This window comes from Streptomyces sp. JLSY215 (assembly GCF_059682825.1).
Map to the genome: position 1 here is coordinate 6,324,828 of NZ_CM185022.1, position 12,367 is coordinate 6,337,194.

8 protein-coding genes are annotated in these 12,367 nt (G+C 71.8%); 5 read left to right on the forward strand and 3 right to left on the reverse strand.

Annotation, left to right across the window (positions count from 1 at the left end):
• The first annotated feature begins 130 nt into the window (after positions 1-130).
• The 5 genes from infB to AC5677_RS28335 all read left to right on the forward strand — a co-directional run bounded on the left by infB (position 131) and on the right by AC5677_RS28335 (position 6,799).
• Complete coding sequence (gene infB, locus AC5677_RS28315; protein ID WP_497190733.1) at positions 131-3,256, forward strand: translation initiation factor IF-2; 3,126 nt, start codon at positions 131-133, stop codon at positions 3,254-3,256.
• A gap of 193 nt (positions 3,257-3,449) precedes the next feature.
• Positions 3,450-3,743, forward strand: a complete 294-nt coding sequence (locus AC5677_RS28320) for a DUF503 domain-containing protein (protein WP_400070076.1) — start codon at positions 3,450-3,452, stop codon at positions 3,741-3,743.
• Positions 3,744-3,807: 64 nt separating this feature from the next.
• The gene (gene rbfA / locus AC5677_RS28325; protein ID WP_497190734.1) at positions 3,808-4,272 is read left to right on the forward strand and encodes a 30S ribosome-binding factor RbfA; all 465 of its coding nucleotides are present in this window, start codon (positions 3,808-3,810) and stop codon (positions 4,270-4,272) included.
• Positions 4,269-5,195, forward strand: a complete 927-nt coding sequence (truB, locus tag AC5677_RS28330) for a tRNA pseudouridine(55) synthase TruB (RefSeq protein WP_497190735.1) — start codon at positions 4,269-4,271, stop codon at positions 5,193-5,195. The genes rbfA and truB overlap by 4 nt, the downstream gene beginning before the upstream one ends.
• A 656-nt stretch (positions 5,196-5,851) precedes the next feature.
• On the forward strand, positions 5,852-6,799 hold the full coding sequence (locus tag AC5677_RS28335; protein ID WP_497190736.1) for a bifunctional riboflavin kinase/FAD synthetase: 948 nt from the start codon (positions 5,852-5,854) through the stop codon (positions 6,797-6,799).
• 147 nt (positions 6,800-6,946) lie between these two features.
• Here AC5677_RS28335 and AC5677_RS28340 read toward each other — a convergent pair whose 3' ends face one another.
• The 3 genes from AC5677_RS28340 to eccE all read right to left on the reverse strand — a co-directional run bounded on the left by AC5677_RS28340 (position 6,947) and on the right by eccE (position 12,068).
• On the reverse strand, positions 6,947-9,628 hold the full coding sequence (locus AC5677_RS28340; protein WP_497190737.1) for an SCO5717 family growth-regulating ATPase: 2,682 nt from the start codon (positions 9,626-9,628) through the stop codon (positions 6,947-6,949).
• A 371-nt stretch (positions 9,629-9,999) separates the two neighbouring features.
• Positions 10,000-10,839 (reverse strand): hypothetical protein, encoded by an 840-nt coding sequence (locus AC5677_RS28345; RefSeq protein WP_497190738.1) that lies wholly within the window; start codon positions 10,837-10,839, stop codon positions 10,000-10,002.
• Positions 10,839-12,068 carry a type VII secretion protein EccE gene (gene eccE / locus AC5677_RS28350; protein WP_497190739.1) on the reverse strand — a complete coding sequence of 410 codons (1,230 nt, stop codon included), beginning with the start codon at positions 12,066-12,068 and terminating at the stop codon, positions 10,839-10,841. Before eccE ends, AC5677_RS28345 begins: the two co-directional genes overlap by 1 nt.
• Positions 12,069-12,367: the final 299 nt, after the last annotated feature.

Sequence of the window (12,367 nt, forward strand, 5' to 3'; positions counted from 1 at the left end):
AACCGTGCGGTCAGGTACCTCGCGAGTCGGAAGTAGGTCGAGATTGCGATGAGCACTCGATGAGTACGCGATGAGTACGCCCATGAAGTAGCGACGGTCCGGTGGACAACCCGGACCTAGAAGGAGCGAAGTGGCTAAGGTCCGGGTATACGAACTCGCCAAGGAGTTCGGCGTTGAGAGCAAGGTCGTCATGGCCAAGCTCCAAGAACTTGGTGAATTCGTCCGTTCGGCGTCCTCGACGATCGAGGCGCCGGTTGTTCGCAAGCTGACCGACGCTTTCCAGGCAGGCAGCGGCAATGGCCGCGCCGCCGGTAAGCCCGCAGCGCCGCGCAAGTCGGCCCCCGCGAAGCCGTCGGCGCCCTCACCGGCGCAGGCCGGGGGCACCTCCCCTGCCGCCAAGGCAGCGGGGGAACGTCCCGCTGCCCCGAAGCCGGGCGCCCCCAAGCCGGGCCCCGCGGCTCCGGCTCCGGCCGCCCCCGAGGCGCCGGTGACCCCCGTGGCACCCAAGAGCACTCCCGCCGCCGGCCCCACCCCGGGTCCGCGGCCCACGCCGGCCCCCAAGGCGCCGGCGCCCAAGCCCGCTCCGGCCGCCCCCGCGCAGCCCGAGTTCCAGGCTCCGCCGTCCGCGCCGGCCGCTCCGGCCGCCGGCTCGTCGGCTCCCCGTCCCGGTGCCACCCCCGGCCCGCGTCCGGCCCGTCCGGCGCCCGCGCAGGGTGGTCAGGGCCGTGGCGGCGCCCCGCGTCCCGGTGGCGACCGCCAGGGCGGCCGTCCCGGCGGTGCCCGTCCGTCCGGCCCCCGGCCGGGCAACAACCCCTTCACCTCTGGTGGCTCCACGGGCATGGCCCGTCCGCAGGCCCCCCGTCCCGGTGGCGCCCCGCGTCCCGGCGGCCAGGGTGGCCCCGGTGGCCCGCGCCCGCAGGGCGGCGGCCAGGGTGCTCCCCGTCCCCAGGGCCAGGGCGGCGCTCGTCCGACCCCCGGTGGCATGCCCCGTCCGCAGGGTGCTGCTCCTGGCGGCGCCCCGCGTCCCGGCGGCGGCGGTAACCGCCCGAACCCGGGCATGATGCCGCAGCGTCCGGCTGCCGGCCCGCGTCCGGGTCCCGGTGGCGGCGGCGGTCGCGGTCCCGCGGGCGCCGGTCGTCCCGGGGGCGGCGGTCGTCCCGGTGGCGGCGGCTTCGCCGGCCGTCCCGGTGGCGGTGGCGGCGGTCGTCCGGGTGGCGGCGGCGGCTTCGCCGGTCGTCCCGGTGGCGGCGGTCCCGGTGGCGGCGGCGGTGGCTTCGGCGGCCGTCCCGGCTTCGGTGGTCGTCCCGGCGGTCCCGGTGGCCGTGGTGGCACGCAGGGTGCGTTCGGCCGTCCCGGCGGTCCGGCGCGTCGTGGCCGTAAGTCGAAGCGGCAGCGTCGTCAGGAGTACGAGGCCATGCAGGCCCCGTCGGTCGGCGGCATCATGCTGCCGCGCGGCAACGGTGCGACGGTTCGCCTGTCGCGCGGTGCCTCGCTGACGGACTTCGCGGAGAAGATCAACGCCAACCCGGCGTCCCTGGTCCAGGTCATGCTGAACCTGGGCGAGATGGTCACCGCGACCCAGTCGGTCTCCGACGAGACGCTGCAGCTGCTCGCCGAAGAGATGAACTACGTCGTCGAGATCGTCAGCCCGGAGGAGGAGGACCGCGAGCTGCTCGAGTCCTTCGACATCGAGTTCGGCGAGAACGAGGGCGGCGAGGAGATGCTCGTCTCCCGTCCGCCGGTCGTGACCGTCATGGGTCACGTCGACCACGGTAAGACCCGCCTGCTCGACGCGATCCGCAAGACGAACGTCGTCGCGGGCGAGGCCGGTGGCATCACCCAGCACATCGGTGCCTACCAGGTCGCGACCGAGGTCAACGACGAAGAGCGTCGGATCACCTTCATCGACACCCCGGGTCACGAGGCGTTCACCGCCATGCGTGCCCGTGGTGCCAAGTCGACCGACATCGCGATCCTCGTGGTGGCGGCCAACGACGGTGTCATGCCGCAGACGATCGAGGCGCTGAACCACGCCAAGGCGGCCGACGTGCCGATCGTGGTCGCGGTCAACAAGATCGACGTCGAGGGCGCCGACCCGACCAAGGTGCGCGGCCAGCTCACCGAGTTCGGTCTGGTGGCCGAGGAGTACGGCGGCGACACGATGTTCGTCGACATCTCCGCCCGCCAGGGTCTGAACATCGACCAGCTGCTCGAGGCCGTGGTCCTGACCGCGGACGCCTCGCTCGACCTGCGCGCCAACGCGGAGCAGGACGCGCAGGGCATCGCGATCGAGGCCCACCTCGACCGTGGCCGCGGCGCCGTCGCGACCGTCCTGGTCCAGCGCGGCACGCTGCGCGTCGGCGAGACGATGGTCGTCGGCGACGCGTACGGCCGAGTCCGGGCGATGCTCGACGACAAGGGCAACAACGTCGAGGAAGCGGGTCCGTCGACCCCCGTCCTGGTCCTGGGTCTGACCAACGTCCCGGGCGCCGGCGACAACTTCCTGGTCGTCGACGAGGACCGTACGGCCCGTCAGATCGCCGAGAAGCGCGCGGCGCGCGAGCGCAACGCCGCCTTCGCCAAGCGCACCCGCCGGGTGTCCCTCGAGGACCTCGACAAGGTGCTCAAGGCCGGCGAGGTCCAGCAGCTCAACCTCATCATCAAGGGTGACGCTTCTGGTTCCGTCGAGGCCCTGGAGTCCTCGCTGCTCCAGCTCGACGTCGGCGACGAGGTCGACATCCGGGTGCTGCACCGCGGCGTCGGTGCGGTCACGGAGTCCGACATCAACCTGGCGTCCGGCTCCGACGCGATCGTCATCGGCTTCAACGTGCGGGCCGAAGGCCGTGCCACGCAGATGGCCGAGCGCGAGGGCGTCGACGTCCGGTACTACTCGGTCATCTACCAGGCGATCGAGGAGATCGAGGCGGCCCTCAAGGGCATGCTCAAGCCGGAGTACGAGGAGGTCGAGCTCGGTACGGCCGAGATCCGCGAGATCTTCCGCTCGTCCAAGCTCGGCAACATCGCGGGTGTGCTCATCCGCTCCGGCGAGGTCAAGCGCAACACCAAGGCGCGCCTCATCCGCGACGGCAAGGTGGTCGCGGAGGACCTCAACATCCAGGGTCTGCGTCGCTTCAAGGACGACGTCACCGAGATTCGCGAAGGTTTCGAGGGCGGTATCAACCTCGGCAACTACAACGACATCAAGGTCGACGACGTCATCGCGACGTACGAGATGCGCGAGAAGCCGCGCGGCTGATCACGCGGATCACTGCCCGCGCGGAGCACGGTCCACCAGCGATGGTGGACCGGGCGACGAACGGACGCTGGGGCCGGTCGGCGGAGGAAAATCCGTCGATCGGCCCCGGCCGTTGCGTGTACGGTGCCAAGGACTCGTACGGTTCCAAGGACTCGTACACCTAAGGCCCCACGGGTGGCTTGACCCGTCTTGCATGTACGTAGGGACGCTGTCCTTTGACCTGCTTCTCGGCGACGTACGGTCGCTGAAGGAGAAGCGCTCCGTCGTCCGCCCGATCGTCGCCGAGCTGCACCGCAAGTTCGCGGTGAGCGTCGCGGAGGTCGGGGACCAGGATCTGCACCGCAGGGCTCTGATCGGCCTGGCGGTGGTGTCCGGGGACGCCGGGCATCTCACCGATGTCATGGACCGCTGCGAGCGCCTCGTCGCCGCGCGGCCCGAAGTGGAGCTGCTGTCGGTACGCCGACGGCTGCACGGCGACGACGACTGACCCCGACCGGGCAGGCCGCCGCCGGTGGAAGCACAATTGTGGAAGACAAGAAGGAGACGGACCAGTGGCCGACAATGCGCGGGCGAAGAAGCTGGCGGACCTCATCCGGGAGGTGGTCGCCCAGAAGCTGCAGCGCGGTATCAAGGACCCGCGGCTCGGTACGCATGTGACCATCACGGACACCCGGGTCACCGGCGACCTGCGGGAGGCGACGGTCTTCTACACGGTCTACGGGGACGACGAGGAGCGTGCCAGCGCGGCCGCCGGCCTGGAGAGCGCCAAGGGCATCCTGCGCTCCGCGGTGGGCGCCGCGGCCGGTACGAAGTTCACGCCGACCCTGGCGTTCGTGCCGGACGCCCTGCCGGAGAACGCCAAGACGATCGACGATCTGCTCGACAAGGCGCGGGCCTCGGACGCCAAGGTGCGCGAGGCGTCCTCGGGCGCCCAGTACGCCGGTGAGGCCGACCCGTACCGCAAGCCGGGCGACGACGCCGACGAGGCGGACGACGAGGGCCGAGCGGCAGAATGAAGCGTGAGAGCAACAAGCCGGGCGGACTTGTCATCGTCGACAAGCCGGCCGGCTTCACTTCGCACGACGTCGTGGCGAAGATGCGCGGTATGGCCCGCACCCGCCGGGTCGGGCACGCCGGCACGCTCGACCCGATGGCCACGGGCGTACTCGTCCTCGGCATCGAACGGGCCACCAAGCTCCTGGGCCACCTCGCGCTGACGGAGAAGGAGTACGTCGGCACGATCCGGCTCGGCCAGACGACCGTCACCGACGACGCCGAGGGGGAGATCACGGCGTCCAAGGCGGCGCACGGCATCGCCCGCGAGGACATCGACGCCGGGGTCGCCCAGCTGTCCGGCGCGATCATGCAGGTCCCGTCGAAGGTCAGCGCCATCAAGATCGATGGCAAGCGGTCCTACTCGCGGGTCCGGGACGGCGAGGACGTGGAGATCCCGGCCCGGCCGGTGACGGTCTCCTCGTTCGTGGTCTATTCGGCCGAGGAGACGGAGGCGGAGGACGGCACCCCGGTGACCGATCTGCTGGTCTCCGTCGAGTGCTCGTCCGGTACGTACATCCGCGCGCTGGCCCGCGACCTGGGCGCCGGGCTGGGCGTCGGCGGCCATCTGACGGCGCTGCGCCGCACCCGGGTGGGCCCGTACAAGCTGGACCGGGCCCGCACGCTGGAGCAGCTGCAGACGGCGGTGGACGACACCGAGGGCCCGGGGCTGCCGGTCATGCCGATCGGGGAGGCGGCGGCCGCGGCGTTCACCCGCTGGGACGTCGCCGAGCCGCAGGTGCGGCTGTTGATGAACGGCGCGCGGATCCCGATGCCGCTGTTCGAGGGCAGCGGCCCGGTGGCGGCGTTCGGGCCCGACGGCACGTTCCTGGCGCTGGTCGAGAACCAGGGCGGGAAGGCGAAGAGCCTGGCCGTGTTCGGCTGACGCCGACGGCACTGACCGGTGGCCGGTTCCGGCGCGTGACCCACGCGCCGGGGCCGGCCACCGGCGTTTGCTGCGCCCAGGGCTTCGGGCGGGCCATTCTTCGGGCGGGCGCGGTGGTACCGGAGGGCGGGGGAGAGGTGGTGGAACGCGGGCCGCCCGGCCCGGCCGGCGCCGGCCCGCGCTCCACCATCCCCCTCGCCTTGTCTCTGTCCAGCGCGGCATGATGATTCACTCATTCGGCGCGGCGCGCGGAGTGAATCACGGCGCGGACGGGGGCGCGTGCGAGCGGTTCGCCGGATCCGGCGACGAGGGCGGGCGCGGGATTGCCACCACAACTCCCTTACCCGATAGGGGAGTTGTCGTGGATGCGGCCGTGTCCGTGGCCGCCGCGCAGGCCCCCGTCGGCCGCACGACCGACGCCCGGGGCGGCCGGGGCACCGCGGCGGGGCGTACGCCGCCCCGTACGCCGCCCCGTACGCCGTCGCGGAGGCCGACCGCACCCCGTTCCGCCGGGCCGCCCCCGCCCGGAAACCGGCCCCGGGCCCCAGCGGGGCACCCTTCGCGCGAAGCGCCGCCCCCGGCATGGCAGTCTTAGACCTGTGTCATGGCGAAATGGCGCAGTGGACGGACAAGGGTACGGGCGAGGAGCGGGCACAGTGCAGCGCTGGCGTGGCTTGGAGGACATCCCCGAGGGCTGGGGACGCAGCGTCGTCACCATCGGCTCGTACGACGGTGTGCACCGCGGCCACCAATTGATCATCGGGAAGGCCGTTGCGCGCGCTCGTGAGCTGGGCGTTCCCGCGGTGGTCGTCACCTTCGACCCGCATCCGAGCGAGGTCGTACGGCCCGGCACCCACCCACCGCTGCTCGCGCCGCACCACCGGCGCGCGGAGCTGATGGCGGAGCTGGGCGTGGACGCCGTACTGATCCTCCCCTTCACCAAGGAATTCTCGAAGCTGGCGCCCGCCGACTTCGTGGTCAAGGTCCTGGTCGACAAGCTGCACGCGCAGGTCGTCGTCGAGGGCCCCAATTTCCGCTTCGGGCACAAGGCGAGCGGCACGGTCGCCACCCTCGCCGAACTCGGCGCCACCTACGACTACACCGTGGAGGTCATCGACCTCTTCGAGCGCGGTGCGGCGGGCGGCGGCGAGGCGTTCTCCTCCACGCTCACCCGGCGCCTGGTCGCCGAGGGCGATGTGACGGGCGCACGGGAGGTCCTGGGGCGCCCGCACCGCGTCGAGGGCATCGTCGTACGCGGCGCCCAGCGAGGCCGCGAGATGGGCTTCCCGACGGCCAACGTCGAGACCCTGCCGCACACCGCGATCCCGGCCGACGGCGTCTACGCGGGCCTGCTGCACGTCGAGGGCGAGCCGATGCCGGCGGCGATCTCGGTCGGCACCAACCCGCAGTTCGACGGCAAGGTGCGCACGGTCGAGGCCTACGCCATCGACCGCGTCGGCCTGGACCTGTACGGCCTGCACGTCGCCGTGGACTTCCTCGCCTATATCCGCGGCCAGGAGAAGTTCGACACCCTCGACGCCCTGCTGGAGCGGATGGCGATCGATGTGAAGCAGGCGCGGGGGCTGATCGCCGAGTCGTCCTGACGGGGCGGCACGGGCGGTACCGGCCACCGGGGCGGGACCCCGGCGCCTCCCGCCGCCCGAAGGCCGCCAGGACGCGCCAGAGGCAGAATGGGCAGGGGCCCCGCACCATGTGCGGGGCCCCTGCCCATTCTCTGCCCTACGCCCCGCTCACTGCGGAGGCGGCTGCTGCGTCCACCCGCCGCCGTCCGGCAACGGCGCGTCCGGAGCGGGCTGTTGCTGCTGCCAGCCGGCCGGCGGCTGGCCGGGCTGCTGGGTCCAGCCACCCTGCTGCGGCGGGTAACCGGCCGGCGGCTGGGCGGGCTGGCCCTGCTGCTGCGGCTGGCCCTGCTGCGGCTGGCCCTGCTGGGGGTACTGCTGCTGGTACTGCTGCTGGGCGTACGGATCGCCGCCCATCTGCTGCTGGGGGTACATCCCCTGGCCCTGCTGCAGCCGCGCGAAGTCCTCGGCCACCATGGCGGAGAGGTTGAAGTACGCCTCGCGGGTCTTGGGCCGCATCATGTCGAGATCGACCTCGGCACCGGCGGCGAGATGCTCGTCGAAGGGGACGACGACCACACCGCGGCACCGGGTCTCGAAGTGCGACACGATGTCCTCGATCTTGATCATCTTGCCGGTCTCGCGCACACCGGAGATGACCGTGATACCGCGCTGCACCAGGTCGGCGTAGCCGTGCGCGGACAGCCAGTCCAGCGTCGTACTGGCGCTGGACGCACCGTCCACGGACGGGGTGGAGATGATGATCAACTGGTCGGCGAGATCGAGGACCCCGCGCATCGCGCTGTAGAGCAGACCCGTACCCGAGTCGGTGAGGATGATCGGGTACTGCCTGCCCAGGACGTCGATCGCCCGCCGGTAGTCCTGGTCGTTGAAGGTCGTCGAGACGGCCGGGTCGACGTCGTTGGCGAGGATCTCCAGACCCGAGGGGGACTGCGAGGTGAACCGGCGGATGTCCATGTAGCTGTGCAGATTCGGGATCTCGCGCACCAGGTCACGGATGGTCGCACCGGTCTCGCGGCGCACCCGTCGGCCGAGCGTGCCGGCGTCCGGGTTGGCGTCGATCGCCAGGATCTTGTCCTGCCGCTCGGACGCGAGGGTCGAGCCCAGCGCCGTGGTGGTCGTCGTCTTGCCGACGCCGCCCTTGAGGCTGATCACCGCGATCCGGTAGCAGGACATCACCGGCGTACGGATCAGAGCCAGCTTCTGCTGGCGCTCCGCCTCTTCCTTCTTCGCGCCCAGCTTGAACTTCGACGGCTGGGCGTTGGCACCCGGCTTGCGCTTCTTGGGCTGGTTGCGCAGCAGCCGGTCGGAGGACAGCTCGACGGCGGCGCTGTAGCCGAGCGGCGCGCCCGGAGCGGCCCGCTGCTGCGGCTGCTGCTGGCCCGGCTGCGAGTACTGCGCGTAGTTCGCCGCGGCGTTGGGGTCGGCGGCCTGCTGGCCGGGGAACGCCTGGGCCTGCTGGGCCTGTTGCTGAGCCTGAGCCTGAGCCTGAGCCTGCTGGGCTTGCTGGGCCTGGGCCGCCTGCTGGGCTTGCTGTGCCTGCTGGGCCTGGGCCGCCTGCTGGGCCTGGAGCTGGGCCTGCTGCTGCGCCTGCTGCTGGTCGTAACCGGGCGCCGCCTGCTGCTGGCCCTGCTGCGGGTAACCCTGGGCGCCCTGCTGCGGATAGCCGTAAGCGCCCTGCTGGGCGGCCGCGTTGGGGTGCTGCTGCTGGGGCTGCTGCTGGGCCTGCTGCTGGGGGTAGCCGTACGCGGGCTGCGGATAGCCGTAGGCGGGCTGCGGCTGGCCGGGCTGGCCCTGCTGCTGCGGGTAGGCCTGCTGCGGCTGCTGCTGGGCCTGCTGCGGGTAACCGGCCTGGGGCTGCTGCGGCTGCTGTTGCGGCGGCTGCTGCTGGGCGGGCGCCTGCTGCTGCGGCTGGGGCTGCTGCTGTGGCTGCGGCTGGGCGGCCTGGGCCTGTGCCATGCGCGGGTCCGCGGGCGGGAACTCCGGCGGCAGCGGCGGCAGTCCACCCTGCTGGGGAACCCCCTGCTGCTGACCCTCCGGGGCGGCACCCCAGGGCGCGCCCTGTTGCGGCACACCCTGCTGGGGAGCACCCTGCGGCGCCCCTTGCTGCGGAGCCGCCTGCTGCGCGACGTCCGGCTGCGGCTGCACCTGCTGCGGCACACCCTGCTGTGGCTGGCCCTGTGCGGCCTGCTGAGCCTGCGCGGGCACCGCGGCCTGGCCCTCGGCCGGAGCGGGCTGCTCGGCCGCCTGAGGCGCGGGAGCGGGCGCCGCGGCGTCGCCACCGGTGGCCTCCGGCTGCGCCGCCGCCTCGGACCCGGCCGCCGGGGTGGTCTCCTCCGCGGCCGGCTCGTCGTCATCGTCGTCGTCCCAGAGCGAGGCCGAGGGATCGACACCAGAGCCCGCACGCACATTGTCGTTGCCGGCGTCCGCAGTCGGCGCGGGCTCCCGTGCCTCGGCAGGAGCCTGATTGTCCGGCTCGGTGGGCCGCAGCATCGGGAATCCGGGCGGCGCCAGGTCCGAGGGCGGTGTCATCGATGCCGGCGCGGTCGGGCCGGACGCACCCTGCGCGAGCCCCGGCAGCGGCTGCCCGGTGGGCGGCGGCGCCGGTGTCGACGCACCAAGAGGGGGGCCTCCGAGAGGCGGAGTTGCGGGCGCAGGCGCAGGAGGAGCCGGGGAAACGGGCGCAGAGCTCGCGCCGCCCCCGCTGGTGTCGCTGCTGGCGTACCAGGCCGGGGCGGTGAAATCGATCTTGAACTCACCGGTCAGATCGAACTCGGACTGGTCGTCGTCAGGATCGTTCCCGTCCGGGCGGAAAGCCTCCTGGTCGTTCACTGTGCCTCCTGGTCTACTGCAACGCACCTGAACGGCAGGACCGGATACAGGCGGATCGATCGGATGTAACGGATGTATCGGACGTCGGAACGCGCCACCCGGGGCTGCGCCAACACTTGCTTGTCTCCATCCCCGTATCGACTGCCGTCGTGCACTGCCTTTGTGGTGTGTCTCTGCGCTCTCGACGCTCTCGACACAGCCTAGTCAAGACTCGGCCCATAACGGCAGTCGATGCCATGTCGTCTTCAAGCCCCATTGGCACACCTACGGGCGCATCCGTGGATGCGCCCGCAAAATGCGCCCGCGGCCGGTTGCGTACGCGCTGCGTTTAGCGCCCAGGGGCAACCGGCCGACAGATTCGTGGAATTCGGTCAGTCCATACGGCGCGGCCCGCCGAGCAGGTTGGTCTCCGCCTCCGTCGGCTGGGTCATCACGAACTGGTGCCCGTCGCGCGAGCACCACAGCATGGCGTTGTCGCTGAGCGTCGGCAGCACCGCACCGACCTGCTCGGGCAGCCGCATGATCCGCGTCACAACCTCTGCCTCTTCGGGGGACAGCCGCTGCAGACCGACCAGATCGGCGCGGGCCAGCATCTGCGGTGACCTCGGCCCCAGGAACGGAAGCACGGTCAGCACCGACTGCCAGGGGCTCGGCGCGAGCTGATTGCGCGGCGGGCGCGCACCCATGTCGCGGACGACCAGGACGGGGCTGGAAACCGACGGTCCCTGTGGCGCGATCTGGCGCACCTCATGGATCGACACACACTGCTGCCCGCCGCCCGCGGCCTGCGCCATCTGGCCCCAGGCCTGCGGCCGGGCGGTCTCCACCGCGACGCGCGCCCCGGTGGCGACCGTACGCAGCCCCAGCACCTGCGCCATCCACATGCTGCCGACCAGCGCGATCTCCATCGGCGCGGGCCGCAGCAGGCTGAGGACGGCGGGCTGGTTCTGCGGATCGATGCCGATGATCACGCCGTCGTCCCCGACCGGCAGGGTCAGTGCACCGAGTGATTCGGCCGTCAGGACGTGCGGGTTGCGGCGCGGTCCGCGCAGCCCGAAGCCGGGCCGGAGCCGCGGTCCCGTCGGGCCCGACTCCTCTTCCTCCGGCCGGGGCTGGTGGTTGAGCCGGCGGCTGGTGTCGGCGCCGATCGGGGGGTTGCGCCAGCCGTTGCCCTGGACATTGACACGGGGCTGATAGGTGGGAGTGGCCATCAGCGGGTACCTCCGAGGGGAAGCGTGGCCAGCAGACCGGGCAGCTGCTCGCGGTCGAGGCGTACGAGGCCGACCTTCACGGAACCGGAACGGCGCTCCAACTCGTTCTGTGCGGAGGAGAGTTCGCTTTCACTTCGGGTCGACAGTCGGACGTACCCCGTGATCGCCGGGAGGCGGCCACCGCCGTGCGTGGCGGTCAGCGAGAAGGTGCTCGCCATCGCCCGCGTGCTGGTCAGAAGCTGCGTGATGGCCGCCAACGGTGCACCGCCCTCGCCCAGTTGGGGCCAGCGGCCGATCCAGTAGGTGGAGTGCCAGCGGTCGTCGCAGCGCATCGCCCGCGTCGTCTCCTGGGTACGCCGGGCGGCCCGCCCGTCCCGTCCCATCGCACCGCTGGCGGCCCGCGGGCTGACGCACACCGCGGTGCCGACCGCGGCCACGACCTCGCGCTCGTTGAGCACCTTGGCGCGTACACCGTGTGCGGTGAGCCGGCTGACGAGCTGGTCGGCGGCGCGCAGCAGTGAGCGCTGGGTGCCCTCCAGCCCACCGCCGCGGGCCTCGATGGCCTCGGAGGAAAGCTCCGGGTCGAGCTTGAGCGCGATCCACGTCAGCTGCAGGGCGGGAGTCTGGGCCTGCGCCTGCAGCGGCGCGTACGAACGGGCCGCGACGGCCTGTTCGGGCAGATGCGGCGCAGGCGCCGGCTGGGTGTACTGCACGAACTGCACCGACTCCAGGTGGATGTCCTCCACGTCGAGCGCGGTGTGCAGCACCTCGAGCGGCATCATGTGGCTGCCGCGCTGCGGCCGCAGCGGCTCGTCGCGGGCATCCACCTGAACGATCGCCGTCAGGAACGTTCCGTCCCCGACGAAGCCGATGGCGCGCTGGTCCGAGTCCGTCGTGTACTCGTAGGTCCGCAGCGCCGGTTCGCACTCCACGACCGGAGCGAACGCCGGGTCGACGCCCTGCGTGGCGGCGAGCGCGGAATTACCGTTCTTGCCGCGGCGCTTCATCGCGCGCACGGTCGTGATCCATTCCGGCAGCGGAATCTTACGCCGTCGGCCGAGCGCGAAGATCACCAGTACGGCCGCCAGCACGATCGAGGTGATCAGTGCGACCGGGTGGTCGATCGACAGACCCACCAATACCAGCGCGGCGGCGATTTCGACGATGGCCAGCTGCTGTACCCGAACACCGCCGATATTCCCGGCCTGTTGACGCAGACGCGGCGACACCGGGCCGGACGGACGGGGCGCCGGACCCTGGCCGCGATTTCCTCTATTGCCCCGCGCTGTGCCGTTTTGGCCAGCATTTCCCGCATATTGCGGTGCAGCGGAAGGCTGTTGCTGCTGTTGCCGCCCGTTGCGGCGTCGAGCCCTGGTGGCGCTGGACATCCCCCGGCCTGCTCCTCTACTGGTGGTGTGGCCTCTAGGCGTATCGCCGCCGCCGAGACTGGTGTGTTGGAAGGTGGCACCCGTACGGTACGGGTCGATCGACACACGGCATAGTAGAGGGCGCTACGGCGTGAGTGCCG